Here is a 17008-nt window from a genome sequence, read left to right as displayed (position 1 = left end):
TAGAAAAACCAGTTTATCCGGCAGGATCGGTCAGCCCTTCACCGCACCCAACATGATTCCCTTAATAAAGTTTCGTTGAAGGAAGGGATATACGAGTACGATCGGCAGAACCGAAATGACCGTAATCGTCATCTTGATCGTCTCCGGAGAAACCCGGACCCGCATCGTCGACCCCGCTTCCTGCGCGGCGCTTTGGGCAAGCGATGTCGCTTGGTTCAAATAATTGTAGAGAATCAATTGAATGGTTTGCAGCTTCGGATCGTTGACGAGAAAATAATTGTCCATCCAGTTATTCCAGCACCCTACGGCTGCGTAGACCGCAATCGTCGCCACAATCGGCTTGGACAGCGGCAGGATGATCCGGTTGTAAATCGTCAGGAACCCGGCGCCATCCATCTGAGCGGACTCCTCCAACGAAGAAGGGATTTGCTCGATATAGGTTTTTATCAGAATGATATAGAACGCGTTGATGACGCCCGGAATGATGTACAGCAGGAAGTTGTCCTTCAGACCGTATGTCCGCATCGTGATATACCAAGGGATCAGTCCTGCGTTCAAGTACATGGAAGCAACGATAAACCGATAAATCAGTTTGCGATACAGCATCTCTCGCTTCGTCAACAAGTAGGCGAACATCGTCGAGAAGTATACGCATAACGCAGTGAAGATTACTGTTTTTTCCGTCGAAACCAGAAACGCATGAGGTACGGTTCCGAGCTTGAGAATTTGAGTGTAGCTGGAGAGCGTAAAGTGTTCTGGCCATAAATATATTCCCTTGGCGGCCAACCGCGGATCGCTGATCGAATAGATCAGTACGTAATAAAAAGGATAAAGACAAACGAGCGAGAGCAAAGCCATAAAGAAGTAGTTGAATCCGTCAAACAGACGCTCCGGGATGGAGCTTTTTTGCTGCAGGTTCATACGACGCCTCCCCTTCCCGCAAGCGCTAGATCAAACTTTCGCCTCTGGTTTTTTTCGATAAATAGTTAACGGAGAACAACAGAATCAAGCTGAGCACGGACTTCAGCATTCCAAGCAAGGTAGCGTAGGAATAGTCGTTTACAAGCCATGCCATCTTGTATACGTAGAAATCCAGCACCTCAATTTTGTCGGCGACCATCGAGTTGTAGAATACAAAGTACTGGTCAAAGCCATTGTTCAGCAGATTGCTGACCGACAGCAGCAGCAGGACAAAAAACGTCGGCGCCAAACCTGGCAACGTAATATGCCGCATAAGACCAAATTTGCCTGCTCCGTCAATTCTCGCTGCCTCGTACAGCTCGGAGTCGATCCCCGCTATGGCTGCAATGTAGATGATCATTCCCCACCCCAGGCTTTTCCAGATGCCCAAGCCCAATTGGAAAAACCAAGTCGCCGCGTTGTTGCCGAGCAGCCCGATCATCGGCACATCCAGATGGAACAACTGTAATAGCGAATTGTACAACCCGCCGCTGGAAAAGATCGAGAATGCGAGCGAGAAGACGACGATCCAGCTAATAAAGTGCGGCAACGTTGTCGTCGTTTGAATCCATTTGCGAAACCGGCTCTGCCGAATCTCGTTCAAGAACATCGCAATGATCATGGGCAAAGGCGCCGTTAGAATAGTGAGGAAGCTCATCGCCAATGTGTTTTTGAGCACCCGGTATACCTCGGTCCGCTCGGCGTAGATCTGAGCGAATTTATCCCAGCCGACGAACTGCATCTGCGATAATCTCAGAGCCGGACTATAGTTAAAAAAAGAGTACACCCATCCAAATAGTGGAATATAACTGAATGCCAATACGAAGACTACAAACGGAAGCGAAATCAAAAAGTATTTGTACCGTTGCCTGCTTATCCTTTTTTGGTCAGTAATCATTGTCCCCTCCATCAAGCTTGAGCTCATTGTTCGTAGCTCTAGCTTATACGGAACCGGCGTTCGAAAAAATGAAGGATTCAGCGAAATCTGCAACGATCGTATTCGGCCCATTTGCCATCTGGAAACGATTGCAAAAAAAACTGTACGATTTTAAGATTTTTGGACTTTCGGCAGAAGCAGTCGAACGTTCATTCCCTCCATCGGCTGGCAGTCGATCTGAAGTTGATACGTATCGCCAAAATGCAGTTGGATTCGACGGTGTACATTGCGCAGTCCGATTCCGGTCTCTCGGGAACCTGTCTCGCCGCCCTTGGCAATAGAGGCCTGCACCTCCTGCAGCCGCTCTTCGGACATCCCGTTCCCGTTGTCCTTCACTTCAATGACGATACCGACCGGATGATCATCCGCGAGAATCGTGATCTCTCCGCCGCTGCGCCCGTCCAGTCCATGGAGAATCGCATTTTCGACAAGCGGCTGCAGCAGAAAACGCAACACCTGACAATTTTTTAGCGATTCGGGTATTCGCTTCTTCAGTTTGACGCCGCCGGCAAAGCGGTAGTTCATAATATGGATATAGTTGTCGATGTAATCGACTTCCTCCTGCAGCGTACACAGAATGTCTGTGCTTCGGAACGTGGGATGCAAGAGATTGCTCAGCGTCGTGACACTCTCCGCTATATTGTCGGCCTTGATCACAAGCGCCATCCACTTGATCGTGTTCAGTGTGTTGTAAAAGAAGTGCGGGTTGATCTGGGCTTGCAGCGCTCCCAGCTCCAGCTTGCGCTTCTCCTCTTGAATGCTCTCCTTCTGCTCCACCAGTTCGGCGATGCTGCGGGACATCATGTTGAACTGCCTGATCATAATGCCCAACTCATTGTGCAGCTCCAAATCAAACGTGACGCCCAGCTTGCCTTGCTCCAGCTTCTTCATCGCGGTCGTCAGGCGGCTCATCGGCCGGGTCAGGCGGCGAATCCAGAATCGGGACAGAAAGAAGGCCGACAGCAGGCTGAAGGCGAATGTCGTCAGCATAACTTGCCGCAGCGTCAAAATATCCTTGATAAACGCGCTGACAGGGATTTCGTTGACCAGCACAAACCCCAGCGAATCGATCATATAGGTCGTGAACTGGACGCCGCCCAGTTCCTGGCTGGCAAATTGTCCGTCTGTCGGCATCTTCAAGCCATCGACATGCTGACCGATACGCTCGGGGTCGCGATGCGAAACGATCGCATCATCGGTATCCATCATGTACAGCTCGTTGCTGCTCGTTCGGAGGCCGTGGTTGTATATATCCGTAAACTGCCGCATGTCCACGTGAATCATGAGCGTGCCTGTCTTGCCATTCGCTGTGACGCTGCGGGCCGCAGTCATATAGTAGTCCTCAAGCTTCGGGCTTCGAGGGGAGTCTTCGGGTGCGATATCGAATTGTGTCTCCTGCATCCCGCCGAACCATACCAGCGCTTGCTTCTTGGACCGTACCTTCTCGTATATCTCCGTGCGATAAAACAAGTAAGTCTGGCTGTCTGCATCAAACTGAGTCCCATTCGTGCTCTTGTTAGAGTGCATAATATAGCCATCCGCCCCGTAAAAGCTAATGGCACGGACATACGGATAGTTGATGAGCACCTGCGAGAAATTGCGGAACGCCGCAACAACTTCCGTCATTCGATCGACATCCGGCACCGAACCGTATTCAATCAGCTTCTGCAGATCCGTGCCAAGGACGAGCTGTCTGGATATTTGGTCCACTTCTTCGGCGAAGTCGTCCAGATTGTAGGCCAACTGGGAGAATTGCCGCTCGTTGTTCTCGATCGCATTGGTCTTGAGCATATTCAGGATCACGACATAAGCGGCGCCGGAGCTGACAGCGAAAATAAGCAGAAACATCCCGAGAAACGATGCCACCAACTGGCCGGACAACGTCGTCCGGAACGTGCGGTTAAACCATTTGGCTGCCCGATTCATCCCCGCTCTCCTCCTTGCCGACAATGTGCCATTGCTTCCTGAATTCGTTCGGCCGCAGCCCGGTCTCCCGCTTAAAGATACGGCTGAAGTAACTGTCGTCCTGGTAGCCGACCCGCTCGGCAATTTCGTATGACTTCAGATAGGTGTTGACGAGCAGTTCCTTGGCCCGGTCTACACGATATCGATTCAGGTAATCGATAAAGCTGCGCTGCAATTCCTTGCGGAACAGGCTGCTGAGATAACTCGAGCTTAGCTGTACATGCTCCGCCACTTGCTGCAACGAGATGTCTTTACTGTAGTTCGCCTCGATGAATTTTACCGCCGCCGCGACCTCCATGCTCAAGTAGCTCTGTCGTTCCTTGCGTTCTTTGATCTCCGACAGATAGCGGCGGAAAACAGCAATCGTGTCCGCAAGCGTGGCGCACCGGCGAATCTGGTCCACAGCCTGCAGCGCGATGCCCGACAAATCCTCCTGGTAGTCGTTGCGATTGACCGTTGGCCAATGAATCCAGCGCATAAACATCAGCTCAATATCCATCCGCATGAGGGTATCCGCGCCGAGACACATCCTGATTCCCGCTTCGACCTCCCGCTGGAACCGCTCATCCAGTTCGCCTGCCAGTTCGATTAGCGGGGTCAAGCTTGCTTGTGCGGACGCAAGCAATCGTTCCTCCAGTTGGTCGTCCCAGCGAATAAAACGCTCGTTCCCGATCAGATAACGCTTGTCCAGCGCTCGGATACACTCGCCATACATTTTTTTAAGTGAACCGTAACCGCTATTCTGTGTGCTCACCCCGAACGTAACAGCAGCATTCAAATACGACTTGAGAACACCCTGGATGTGCTCCAATATCTCCTGCAGCAACATATGTGTCCTGTGTTCGCTGGAAACGTCGGAGAAACTGAACAGCAGCATGTACCGTTCTTCTTTATCATGAATGACCTCGCCTCTCTCGTTGCCCGCCAATATCTCGCTTATCATGTTCACGATGCTGAACCGTATAAGCTTGCCGTGCCAATCGCCGAACCGCGCCTCCACGAGTTCGAACTGCTCGATCGCCATCACGCATACGACAAGTCGTTCCGACTGAAGCCGGACACGGAGCTGCTCCAGCCGCGCGGCAAACTCCCGTTCCGTGTATCGTCCGTAGAACAAATAATCCTTCACGACATGCTCCTTTAGCTGCTCCATGTCAAGCTTGACTGTATCCTGCATGTCGTGTATTGGACGGCTTCGTTCCTGCATGCATTCCTCGCGAATTTTGCCCAGCACCTTGACCATATCCTCGATCGACATCTTTAACTTGAGAATGTAATCGGCGACGTTTAATTTAAGCGCGCGATGCAAGAGATCGAATTCTTCGTAGACCGTGAGGATAATGATCTTAGTGTCTGCATCCTGTTCCCTGATCCGGGAGATCAATTGCAGGCCGTCCATGTCCGGCATCTTGATATCGGTCAACACGATATCCGGCCGTTCTCGTTCATAAACTTCCCAAGCCGACTGGCCATTGGCGACGTCCGCGATTACTTCCATATCAAGCGTGTCCCAGGGGATCGAGTTCTTCAGGCCAATGCGCACCAGCATCTCATCTTCGGCAATTAACACCTTCAGCATGTCTTTATGCCACCTTCTCTCGCCTTGAATTCATTAAAAGAATAGCAGAGAATACTGTCTCCGGAACATAGCAACTATATTACGCATGGAAAAAAAGCCCCGCAGAGATCCTCTGCAGGACAATTGGGACGGCTCACCGCATGGTTCAGTGCCGAGAAAGTTGATTTATAACGAGTCATCAAGTATATAGCCTCACGTTGCGCATGCTGGGTTTAGGAAACCGAACGGTGCTCTATCAGCAAAGCGTCGCGACCGCTCTCGGGTTATACAATAACGACTTCTTATCCATCGATATCCTGCACGAGAGAGGCCCAGTCACGGCAGGCGAGCTCTCGAAGCTGACCGGGCTTACGACCGGGAGCGTTACCGCGCTAATCGATCGGTTAGAGAAAAGCGGCTTTGTTCAACGGCAGCCCGATCCGCAAGACCGCCGCAAGGTGGTTATCGTCCCGCTATACGAGAATAAGGAGGACGTCAGCGCAATATACCTTCAGCTTCATGCGGAGATGGTGAGGCTGGCCTCTTCCTACTCGGATGAAGAGCTCGCGCTCATAACGAAGTTCCTTAGCCAAGCGAGCGCGGTCCTCGAGGATCAGATCCATCATCTTCATCCGAATGCGCGCAACAAATCCTAACGAGATAAGGGTGAAGCAATAATGGCTGTACTCGTTCTATTCGCAACAAAAACCGGAGCAACGGCGCAATGCGTAAACGTATTGTCGGCGCAACTGTCGAATTGCACAACATGCAACTTGGAGACGGACAAGCCCGCCATCGGGCAGTTCGACCGCATCATTCTGGGGGCGGGAGTAAGAGACGGGAAAATATACAAGCCGATTCGGGACTTCATCAAAAAAAATCATGACGAGCTCCTAAAGAAAGGAATGGGATACTTTATTTGCAACGAGAAGCCCAAGGAGACGGAAGAGATTATCGAGAGGAATATTCCAGCCGACCTTAGAGAAGCGGCGCTCTGCATCGAATCATTCGGAGGCTATAAAGCCTACAAAGCGCCAAAGGAAGGCACCGACCAGTTGCAAGGGATTTTCGTCGATCGGATCAAATCTTTCGCCGAGAAGTTCGCGCAGTAACAGGGCACCCCTTGCGCACTTCGCGATGGGGAGCCGGCTCATTGGTCGTTAGTGCGATTGTTTCGTTAATTCCTGAATTTCCGCTTCGGACAATTCGGTTACTTCGGCAATAAGTGCAATCGACATGCTGCCTCTGGACTCCGCATAGGCGAATGCAGATTGCTCATCCAGAAGCGCCTTTTTCAAACCAGGGGTATCCATCGCGAGTTCCTCCCATCGGTCTTGTGCTGCGCCGTCAATGAACATCAGCCAATTTACGAGTCGGCTGTCCATCTTGTGGGCTTTGCTCTCTAGTTTCGGCAACTGGAGATGACTTTTTGCAAAGTCATGTACAGCGCGCCCTCTTCCAATTGCTCCTCGTACATTTTGGAGGAATAATACAGGCTGCGCTTTGCCATATCATGTTTGTTGCTCACCTGGATTTCCAAATTCACCTGTTTGCCGTCTTCAGTTTTGGCCCGGACATCCAGTATGGACTGCTTGTCGTCCACGGCATTTTTATCAATATGCGGATTGAGTATCGTTAAGCTGACGAATGGCTTTGGCTCGGTTTCCCTATTCCCACTATACACAAAAAGGGGCAGGACGTAGACAGGAAAACAACCAGTACCTTACATGATCCGTCCATTGCCACGAATGCCGCCCCGGCGGCAGCTCGAAGCAGATGACGCAACGACCGTCTTCCTCGCTTCGACCGCCATCGAGCGGCTGACCATCAACGTACATCCGGTAATGAACATCCGCAAGCGCATCCGGCACCTCCAGTTCAACCGCCAGGCGCACAGCCGAGGACGATTGCCCACGCAAATCGCCATTGTTCAGCGTGAAAGCGAAAGCGGCGGCTTCCACCTGATCTGCGCTATAGCTTCTCACGATGCCGGCATACCCGTCGAAGCGAATGACGCCATCGTCATGCCGGATACGCGACGCATCGCGGAACAAGTAGTCCGTTCTGCCGCATAACGACACGATCGCGCCATACCCGGTCGTCTGCACCTCGGTCAACTGCGGCTGCCAAGTCTCGCGATGTGTCACGACAGTCAGGAAATGGGCGAAGCCATCGTCATAACGACCCTTGGAGCCTTTCGGATAGCCGTTCCTTATCCCCGGGCGCGCGTAGCCGCCCGGCGGAACCGGCGCTGTATCGACAGGTCCGCCAGGATCAACGCTGGACGCAGCGGCTCCCGGCTTCAACTGATAGATACCAGGAAAATCCTCGTCACGGTGCGTAAACCAGGAGAAGCGGCCCCTGACCCGCATATCGGCCACTTCGTCGAAGATCAGAATATAATCGTTGCCGGACATGATGACACTGGGAGAACGATACCGCGGGCGTGCCGCAGGGCCGGCCTGCAAGCTTGCAAACTAATGACTGTACCCGCCGCTTCTCTTCTCCTGTCAACTCTCCTGTCAACGAACGCCGGATCAACTTTAACACGACCGCCTGCCATCCTTTTCGCAGCTTCTCCAACAGGATGTGCTCTAAGGTTTCGGCGGCACAGGTCATGAGCAATACGTTGCAAATCCCAATCAAACAAAAAGCTCTTGAACCGTCGCAAGGACAGATTCAAGAGCTTGTACATTCTTAAGATGGTGCGGACGAGAGGACTCGAACCTCCACGGGGGGTTAGCCCACTGGAACCTGAAATTGGTGTGCCGAACAGGAGGGGAACAAGAAAAGCGCACCTCCCGAAATCCCTTATGGGACAAGGGATTTCAGGGATTTTCCAAATTTGTTCCAACGACGAAAAAATACCTCATTTTCGATCGTTTTTAGCGCGCTCATACATCCCAAACATTAGCGCGACAATTGGCTCCAGCCGCGCACAACATTTCCCTCGCCAAACATTTCAGGAGGAAGGATGTTGTGTCCATGTCAAATGTACCCGTTTTAACATTTTCTGAGGCTGCCCGTTTATTCCTTCAAGATTGCAAACTTCGCAATCTGACGCATTCCGCCTATTCGTCCCACTTGTTCAGCCTGCGTACGTTCGAAAAATTTTTGAATGAAAACAAACTGACTTTTTCAGAACTAACCCCTTTCGATTTAAGCAATCGCTATATGAACTACATGCTGGATCGAAATTTAGCTTCTGCAACCATCCGCGGGCGCATCAGTACATGCAAAGTCTTTTTTAAATTCCTCTTTCGAGACGGCTACCTTTCCGCCAACCTTGCTGAGAACTTCAAATTAATCAAAGCTACGAATCGTGCAATTTTCACTTTTTCGGCGGAACAAGTTGAAGCGATTCTAAATCAACCCGATCGAAAAACCTTCACCGGTTTTCGTGACTACACAATGATGCTGATCCTTTTGGAAACCGGTATGCGCTTAATGGAATTATCCCGCATGCAGGTATCCGATATTGATTTGGCAGAAGGGACGATCCGGATTCCATCCGGCAAGGGGCGCAAACCCCGCATCGTATTCATTCAACAAACGTGCCAATACCAACTCCTCCGCTACCTTCAAGAACGGGGAGAACATCCATTTGACGATTGCTGGGTCACACTCAAAAACACCCCGCTTCTTCACGGAGCCATCAAAAAACTTATTATTGATCATTGTAAAGCTGCCCACATTCAAGGCACTCGGGGATCTGCCCATACGTTCCGGCATACGATGGCCAAATCCTACTTGTTGAACGGGGGCGATGCCTTCTCCCTGATGCATATTCTCGGCCATACCAATATTGAAATGACGAAAAGATACGTTGATCTTTTCAATCAAGATTTACATGACCAACTTAAGAAAGCCAGCCCGATCGAAAGTCTCTTTTCTAAGGCCGAGACCGATTTGGAGGTGGAGACATGAGACGCCGGAACAACGTACTGCAGTCCGCCACCCCCGTCACCAAAGAGGATCTTCCTCAAAAGATGGTCAGTTTCGAGCAAGCCGTCAAAGCGTATTTTTTGCATAAACGTTCCTTGAATTTGTCGCCGCGCACGATCGAATTTTATCAGGAGGCTCTGAGGCACTTCGAAAGAACCTTTCAAAAACAAAACATGGCGATCGACTTGTCAAAGATGACGGCCCGGAACATCAAAGAGCATTATATCGGGTATATGCTGGATTCCGGCCTTGCCAGCTATACGATCAACAACCGAATCAGAGCCTGCAAAACCTTCTTCCGTTTCCTGTATGAAGAACACATTGTAAAGCAACCCATTTTCGATCAACTGCGTTTAATTGTAGCGGAAAAGAAAATGATTCAGACATTGACAAAGGAACAAGTGCTGGACCTACTGGAGCAGCCCGATCGCAAATCCTTTACCGGTCTTCGGGATTACACCATTATGATGGTATTGCTTGAAACCGGCATGCGGATTAGCGAATGCATCGCGTTGGAACTCGGCGATGTGTTTCTGAAGGAACGAGAAATCATCATTCGTATGGGCAAGGGGAGAAAAGCGCGGCGCGTACCCATCCAGAAAACATGCGCCAATGTACTGCAACAATACATCGCCGAGCGGGGAGAATTGGATTCCAAAGCCCTATTCGTTAATGTAGAGGATGAGCGAATCGGAAAGCGGACGATTCAGGAAAATATTCAGGAATACGGGAAAGCCGCCGGAATTGAAGACGTCCGCGTGTCACCCCATACCTTTCGGCACACAATGGCCAAATTCTACATTATGAATGGCGGAGATATTTTTACATTGCAGAAAATATTGGGGCATTCCACGCTGGACATGGTCAGGCATTACGTCGAGCTGTTTAGTACTGATATTCGGGATCAGCATCAAAAGTACAGTCCGGTAGAGAATATGAATTTCGGAAAACGATCTCAATAATCATAAAAGCAAGCAGATCAGGAAAGGGTATGGTCTGCTTGCTTTGTTTTGTGAATGGGTAAACAAACGATCGCTGCGGCAGTTGCTGCTGTCCGAGGTCATTCACCCGAAGTGATTTTTGCATAAAGAAACCTCATGCACTATTAGCATGAGGTTCATTATCATTGCTTTTAAAGCTATACTGACCTGACGAAGCGACTATTTTCTATTCCTCAACAATCTCAATCTTATCAATATCAATATCAAGCTTTTTGGAGACATATTTCCTTAGATCAGTGGGATCATGAAATTCCATGTTATCAACTAAGTCTTGGTGGTCTCCTACAACCTCGTCGTTTTCATCATAACTGATAACAGAGCCTATTCGTATTATGCCGTCCATATATTCTGGAACATTGTCATCCAAAAAGACTTTCACTCTATCCAAAGACCCTGCAGCAACAAATAATTTATCAACTTTAACAAATCGAGTACCGTCACTTACCGTTAATTCATCGCAATGACTGTTTAACATAGAAATAAACTCATCCCAAGTAGATTCTTCACCATTTACTTTTATGGGATGTGCTTCCCAAACAGAAAAATGCGCTGTATGAGTTTCGACATATACATCGTCAATCTTATCATTAAAAAGTGCCATCAAATGATCTTCCAGTTTTATTCGCATTCCAAAACACCACCTTATGATAATGTAAATAGTAATCACAATAAATGTGAACTCGTTAAATGAAAAAACAGCATCTCTGCTGTTTGTCTGTGTGGTTGGTGGGGACTATCGGGATCGAACCGACGACTTCTTGCATGCCATTCAAGCGCCTTCCCAAGGATAGTCATTAACACGCCCATAAAAAAGACATGCCAACTCATTCTCAAAAATGATTAGATATGAAAACAAAACGTACCCAGTGAACCTGCATTCCCCTTCACAGAGTGAGTTTAGGTGAACTAAAAAGGGAACAATCCATCAAATGAGAATGGAGTCTTTTCACATCTTCTTCCCTAAATAAGGCTTCGTTAACCGTTTTCCAATTAAATACATTTTTCACGAGTAAGTCAATGTCATTCGGATCGCCTGCGTTCATTAGTTCCCACAATACCTTTGAATATAATTCAAGACCAGCTTCACTCCGATAGCCGCTAATGGCTTCCATTAATTTATTAAAAGTTTCTTGATGAAGCTCACCTGCATTAGTGGTACTATACATTTCATTTTCTTTTATTCTAACAATAGATGATCTATTTGGGAAGCTGAGTACTTTAAAATAGTGATCATTCAATTTGGATAAAACTTGATTCAAACCTTCAGAGAAGGGACCATTAATCGATTGAACAAACGACAAATTTAATGAATATCCCGCAGATTGCATTATAAATGCTAAATTATGAATTTCATGCACGGAAACAACAAAATTTTCTTTTGTAAATGCGATGAGAAAGGCTAGTAAATCCCTTCTACCTTCAGTAAGCCTTGGCTTATTCTCATTACTCATTTCAATACTTTTTTTATTAATGTCAGCAGAGTTTTCTACATAGTTCCCGGGCTCAAACACTAAAATATCTACATTTTCAATACTTTGTAGAGCATCTAATATAAGAGGTTTTACATCTTTCCAATTCAGCCCACCGTTTCCGCAACCTAAAGGCGGTATAGCAATCGATTTAAAATCATATTTTTTTATTTCTTCAACTAGTGCCACTAAACCAAGCTCAATATCCTCAATCTTAGACTTTGCTTTCCAATGTTTTTTAGTTGGAAAATTAACAATATATTGAGCTCCAATTAAACTCTCAGTGGGGACTGTTTGCATAACCCCTGGCTTTAATTCTTTCTTATCACACATCAACTTATATTCATCAAATACGTGAGGATATCGTTTCTTCACTTCATAGGCAATTCCTTTACCCATAATACCAACACAATTAACAGTATTTACAATTGCCATCGCTTCAGAATCAAACAAATTCCCTTTTACAAAATTTATCACAGATACACTTCCTTAAAACAAACAGTTTTATGTATCTTTTCTGTCCCTTACTCATCCATCAAATAAAAACCAACAATGCTACCCTCAATTATACACAATTGTTAGCTAGAAAGCTTCACACTTATAACTTAATTTCAAACATTCCTCAGCCTAAAAACATATTTGAATTAACAGTAACCATGTAAGGGATCTTATCATAATACTTTGAGGATAGATCTGTTATGATCTTCTTTTGATCTGCATTTTTCACAAAAATGCAATGAAAGTCACTCGAATCAATTAGAGATGGTGAAACACACTCTGCCATACAGATATTTTTACATAGGGTGTTATGGTAATCTCTAACATCCATCGTTTCCCAATCAATTACATCAAACCCTTCTTCATAAGAGTACATCGAAAATTCCTCCATTGAGATGGGGTGCTGTGGAATTATTAAAAAACCATTATCTTTAGCATAACTTCGCTTCAGAGTGATATAGATAAATTCTTCATCAGGTCTATCTCTTTGCACCCTACCATCAAAAGGGTTTTTTGAAAAAAAATGAAACGGAACATAGTCAGTAATTGAATTCGCTTCTCTAAACTCAATTATTTCAGCATCTGCAACATCTATAAAGCTATCTAATTGATTTCTAGGCAATAATCCTGACTGGAGAATTGACTCGAAATTTTGAATGCTGGTGAGATGGTAAATTAATTTTTGATCCCTTATCGACATATTATGCTTCAACCCCTAATCCTAATTTTTATTAGGATTACAGTATCACAACCACCATGAAAAAACTGTCGAATTATATCGAAATTTATATATAAAATAAATAAATTGGCTCCTGAAAAGCGGCGGGAGCCTCATCTTCAGATAGTCCTTTAGACCTCATTCAATCATCTTATCCGCACCCACCTGATTGCCCACCTCAACGCCTATCGTCGATGAACTGGCTGATCTTAAGCTTGAAATGAACCTTTCATATCCCGATAAACATCAACACTTTCCAGTTCCTTGCGCTTGATCCATTTTATAGTTATGCTCATCACTGCGACGAAAATTCTATAGTATTTGTGGTATTACACGGCAGAAGAGTAGTAGCTAGGCGCGTCAGTTACATAGCTTATTTATTAAGATAGGTGAGAATAGCACAATTGGGCTAGTCTTTAGTCCTCAACTGTCTGAATGTTTCTATACTATCCAAAGAACGTTGAACGGACGTTGGCTTTAAAGTGTTTATAGTTCCATAAATATCTTCAATTATGAATTTCGGAAACTTCACTACAAGTTTTCCTTCTTTTGTTTCTAGATAAAGGGTAATATTCACCTCACTTCCATTACCCGCACCCAAATCAGGAATTCTACATTGTTCATTAATGTACTTACTGTCATTTATATCTCCCGTTTCATTAAATTTAACATCATATCCAAATAAGTCTACTATCCCATCAACTTTATATTTCATCTGCATCTCACCTTGTAGCACACATTTTGATATATATTTAAGTGCAGGATATGGCTTTGCATCTGGAATATACAATTCAATATCCGTTTCGATCTTAAGATTTTTATAATCAAAAGGAAACCTCGGCACTATTTGTAAATATCCGTAATCCACAACAACTAATATCTCAATGGTATGCGCGGCTAATGAGACTGTAGATAATTCCGTACGGATATTTCCGTTGAAGATTTTTTTGACCTTCACTATTTTACCCGTAAAGAAAGGCCGGATAATCATTAATAATATTATGCAAAATGCAGCTAATACTGTTGTAACAATAATTAAATATTGTCTCGCATGATTTACTTGATTTCCATCCGCCTCAATAGTTGATAAATAATAGACATAACTCCACCATATATATACCACTGCCAATATTGAACCTATTGCAATAAAAATAACAATCTTATTAAAAAAATTTGGCATTAATATTTGTCTATACAATTCTACATTTCTTCTTAATTTACCTCTAATTGAATTAAAGTATGTCGAATCCTGTTCTTCATAAGTAAAACCTATAGCCTCCCAATATATTTCTCTAGCTTTTTGTATGGAATGCTGGACATTAATAGACAAAAAAATAGTGATTAATCCAACAAGAGTGACTAGTGAAGCAGTAATGGAAAAAGTGAACGTCTCAAAGAACTCATACTTGTTCACTATGATGGTTGATGGAATGTCTTGTTTTATCAATAGAACCCTCTCTTTTTATACTTGATTTCTTGATTATGAGAACAAGCTTTATTAGTTGTGCTCGGGAGAAATATCTTAATCTGTCTTGAGGTTCTCATTGCTTGACTAAAATGATATATTACCTTACACAAAACAGAAAGACTCAACCAAAGGGCTATTGATTATAATTCTTTCTTCATTGAGCAGTACTGTCACATATCGTTTCGTACCATCAATATTAGGCACACCATATGAATCGTATGCAGAAAAATTTTTACCCCCATTTCCCTGATTGAACTAAATCTATAAGCTTTACTCCATTATCAGTACTTTTCAGGCATAATAGCATGTCAACACTTTGCAATAATATTTGACTGCTGAATTACGTCAAGTTATACTTTGATCGCCAGCTTCGTATATCACTTAAAAGTCAGGTGCGTATTTCTTTTTCTGCGCATAACCTGCAAGCGCTTGGTTCGTATATCTATGCTGAAAAAATTAAAGCTATGCGAAATCTTTAACTTATAAGTGATACTCAAATGAACCACGCATCTGCAGAGTTGTTTCAAAAATAACTTTACCTTCTTGATAAACTTTGATACCAGTTATAGGAGATCGGAAGTTTGTGATCATATCAGTTACTGTCTTCAAATAATCTGAGTTTGCAGGAAGAACTTCTGTAGGGTATTCCTTGCCTTTGTATATATAACTAACTATGATCGATTGAGGATCTTCTTTTGTTGCTCCTTGTCTTTCGATCAATATATGTATTCCAGATTCGCTCCCATCATCCCAACCTCTATCATCATCATATAATATCCACTGGGGAATTGGTGTACGAGTGTATTTATGTATCTCAAGAATCCCGTCTTGAATTCCTTTCACATAATCTATGGCAACTGAAGTATCAAGAAATAGCTTATTTTGTTCAAGATTTGTATGAACAAAATTCTTTCTTGTATCTTTTAAAGCTAATATTCTCTGCCAGATACCTTCCCCCCAATTAAAACTTGGTAAACCTAAGTTCTTTATTGCCCTGTCAACATCTTCTTTGAACCTATAACCAATGCTTTCATCGTTCAGAACCTGTCTAAAAACCATTTCCAAAACAGTCCAACCCGTAATGATACACCATCTAACATAACTGCCCCTATCCCAAGGGTTTTGGGCCTGACATGAGAGTGTTTTGGCGTGCAAAACATCTGTCCACAAATGGAACTCAGTCGTATTAATATGCTTAAAATTCATATCTAAATTCTCCTAAGCTAAATGATTACAAGGGTTTCGAATAGCGACTTTTTTCGAACTTCGTAAATCCCCAAAAATTGATTACCCGCAATACATTTTATCCATCTAGTGATGACTAATCATTTAATATCCAACGTAAGTACTTAGGATAATATTACCATGGGCCTTAAGTTTAATCCATAATTTCAAACAGCTTGACCTTCCCCTAGATGAAATCACAAATGAGTAATTCACTTTAGTGTAGTATTACTCCTTGAGGATTACCTGAATGCCCTTCTACGACCGGTTATAATTATCGGACTAGGCCTCAAAAAAAGCAAAATGCATGGCGGCCACTTCAACGGCTACCATGCTCTAAATGATTATCGTCCTGCTTCAACAATTCATACAGATCACCGTTTGGATGCCGCCTTCTTAAGCTGCATCTCATTGCTCTCTTTTATAGACATATCCAAGTTATGCCTATTTACAACAGTCGACTTTGTAGGATTAAATTGTTGTAAATATGCCAATGAATGAATCCCATAGAAAAGAGGCATTTTCCGAATATATAGTGACCCCTTATTAGTTGTGACGTTAACTATTTCTTCATACTTCATCTGATAGACTGTAGTGTTCGGAGTATTCTCAGTATTTTTTAAACGGCTCGGGATGTACTCACATACCGCACTTTCAATTTTGTTTAGTTTGTCATCCAACTCGAAGTGTGTTGTGCCGTGCGTTCTACAAACCATTGGACGTTTTTCATAAACAGAACATTTCCCAGTCTTCTCATTCAACAGTGGACAAGGGAAGCTTGTTCTAGTCCTACCGCCTTTGAATGACTTGAAATTATTATGGTTGTCTTCATAATCAAGTTGTGTCTGAATTGCATGGTCCAAATCTGGATGTGCTTCTTGAAACGTTCTGATATTGTTCATGACTTTTTTATATAGGTTGATAATTTCTTGTTCAGTCCAAGAATTATGAATGTCATCCATGATTATTTCAAGCTCCACTTCCGAGACAGCAAAGAAATCACTGCAACAATTATTGCAACCCGAGAAACATTGAGGTTTAACATCTTTTGTTTCAAAGAACGCAGCGACAGCTTTATCTACTAAATCGTATAATCGAAATAGATTCGCCGCGCGGCTCTCTGACGCAACACGATGACAATTTTTTGAAGCCTTCCCGCTACCGCAAAAACATCGTTCTTTCTTTGCCATATTTCATTCTCCAATTTTCATCAATTATGTTGATCCGTTATGAAATCATATCGAAAACAATCTTATTATTTATAT

At 44.6% G+C, this 17008-nt stretch carries 17 protein-coding genes; 4 read left to right on the top strand and 13 right to left on the bottom strand.

Annotated elements, in window-relative coordinates:
* Positions 1-30: 30 nt before the first annotated feature.
* From E6C55_RS25600 to E6C55_RS25585, 4 genes are all read right to left on the bottom strand, one after another.
* A complete protein-coding gene (locus E6C55_RS25600; protein ID WP_136372674.1) occupies positions 31-921 on the bottom strand; it encodes a carbohydrate ABC transporter permease in 891 nt (296 codons plus the stop codon).
* Between the two features lie 25 nt (positions 922-946).
* Positions 947-1702 (bottom strand): ABC transporter permease subunit, encoded by a 756-nt coding sequence (locus E6C55_RS25595; protein ID WP_230986860.1) that lies wholly within the window; start codon positions 1700-1702, stop codon positions 947-949.
* A 306-nt stretch (positions 1703-2008) separates the two neighbouring features.
* Positions 2009-3823: a cache domain-containing sensor histidine kinase gene (locus E6C55_RS25590; RefSeq protein WP_136372672.1), complete on the bottom strand. Its 1815-nt coding sequence runs from the start codon at positions 3821-3823 to the stop codon at positions 2009-2011.
* Positions 3798-5441 carry a response regulator gene (locus tag E6C55_RS25585; RefSeq protein WP_136372671.1) on the bottom strand — a complete coding sequence of 548 codons (1644 nt, stop codon included), beginning with the start codon at positions 5439-5441 and terminating at the stop codon, positions 3798-3800. Before E6C55_RS25585 ends, E6C55_RS25590 begins: the two co-directional genes overlap by 26 nt.
* A 203-nt stretch (positions 5442-5644) precedes the next feature.
* Here E6C55_RS25585 and E6C55_RS25580 point away from each other — a divergent pair, with 203 nt between their 5' ends.
* Positions 5645-6076, top strand: coding sequence for a MarR family transcriptional regulator (locus tag E6C55_RS25580; RefSeq protein ID WP_136372670.1), 432 nt, complete (start codon positions 5645-5647; stop codon positions 6074-6076).
* 21 nt (positions 6077-6097) lie between these two features.
* Positions 6098-6532 (top strand): flavodoxin domain-containing protein, encoded by a 435-nt coding sequence (locus tag E6C55_RS25575; RefSeq protein ID WP_136372669.1) that lies wholly within the window; start codon positions 6098-6100, stop codon positions 6530-6532.
* Positions 6533-6580: 48 nt separating this feature from the next.
* Here E6C55_RS25575 and E6C55_RS25570 read toward each other — a convergent pair whose 3' ends face one another.
* From E6C55_RS25570 to E6C55_RS25560, 3 genes are all read right to left on the bottom strand, one after another.
* Positions 6581-6805 (bottom strand): hypothetical protein, encoded by a 225-nt coding sequence (locus E6C55_RS25570; RefSeq protein WP_136372668.1) that lies wholly within the window; start codon positions 6803-6805, stop codon positions 6581-6583.
* A gap of 17 nt (positions 6806-6822) precedes the next feature.
* Positions 6823-7023 (bottom strand): Rpn family recombination-promoting nuclease/putative transposase, encoded by a 201-nt coding sequence (locus E6C55_RS25565; RefSeq protein ID WP_230986859.1) that lies wholly within the window; start codon positions 7021-7023, stop codon positions 6823-6825.
* 73 nt (positions 7024-7096) lie between these two features.
* Positions 7097-7837, bottom strand: a complete 741-nt coding sequence (locus E6C55_RS25560) for a hypothetical protein (RefSeq protein WP_136372666.1) — start codon at positions 7835-7837, stop codon at positions 7097-7099.
* A 568-nt stretch (positions 7838-8405) separates the two neighbouring features.
* Here E6C55_RS25560 and E6C55_RS25555 point away from each other — a divergent pair.
* Entirely contained in the window at positions 8406-9347 is a 942-nt protein-coding gene (locus E6C55_RS25555) for a tyrosine-type recombinase/integrase (protein ID WP_230986861.1), read from the top strand.
* Positions 9344-10327, top strand: coding sequence for a tyrosine-type recombinase/integrase (locus tag E6C55_RS25550; protein ID WP_136372664.1), 984 nt, complete (start codon positions 9344-9346; stop codon positions 10325-10327). The genes E6C55_RS25555 and E6C55_RS25550 overlap by 4 nt, the downstream gene beginning before the upstream one ends.
* A gap of 205 nt (positions 10328-10532) precedes the next feature.
* On the opposite strand, the gene E6C55_RS25545 is transcribed toward E6C55_RS25550, so the two are convergent.
* The 6 genes from E6C55_RS25545 to E6C55_RS25520 form a co-directional block, all read right to left on the bottom strand.
* Positions 10533-10994 (bottom strand): hypothetical protein, encoded by a 462-nt coding sequence (locus tag E6C55_RS25545; RefSeq protein ID WP_136372663.1) that lies wholly within the window; start codon positions 10992-10994, stop codon positions 10533-10535.
* A 256-nt stretch (positions 10995-11250) separates the two neighbouring features.
* On the bottom strand, positions 11251-12312 hold the full coding sequence (gene darG, locus E6C55_RS25540) for a type II toxin-antitoxin system antitoxin DNA ADP-ribosyl glycohydrolase DarG (protein ID WP_136372662.1): 1062 nt from the start codon (positions 12310-12312) through the stop codon (positions 11251-11253).
* 145 nt (positions 12313-12457) lie between these two features.
* Positions 12458-13045 carry a DarT ssDNA thymidine ADP-ribosyltransferase family protein gene (locus tag E6C55_RS25535; protein WP_136372661.1) on the bottom strand — a complete coding sequence of 196 codons (588 nt, stop codon included), beginning with the start codon at positions 13043-13045 and terminating at the stop codon, positions 12458-12460.
* A 415-nt stretch (positions 13046-13460) separates the two neighbouring features.
* Complete coding sequence (locus E6C55_RS25530) at positions 13461-14498, bottom strand: Asp23/Gls24 family envelope stress response protein (RefSeq protein WP_136372660.1); 1038 nt, start codon at positions 14496-14498, stop codon at positions 13461-13463.
* A 501-nt stretch (positions 14499-14999) separates the two neighbouring features.
* A complete protein-coding gene (locus E6C55_RS25525) occupies positions 15000-15725 on the bottom strand; it encodes a hypothetical protein (RefSeq protein WP_136372659.1) in 726 nt (241 codons plus the stop codon).
* 392 nt (positions 15726-16117) lie between these two features.
* Positions 16118-16933, bottom strand: coding sequence for a YkgJ family cysteine cluster protein (locus tag E6C55_RS25520; protein WP_136372658.1), 816 nt, complete (start codon positions 16931-16933; stop codon positions 16118-16120).
* Positions 16934-17008: the final 75 nt, after the last annotated feature.

It is taken from the genome of Cohnella fermenti, assembly GCF_004801405.1.
GTDB classification, from domain to species: Bacteria; Bacillota; Bacilli; order Paenibacillales; family Paenibacillaceae; genus Cohnella; species Cohnella fermenti.
The sequence above is the reverse complement of the archived record's forward strand: the minus strand, read 5'-3'. Positions and strand labels throughout refer to the sequence as shown.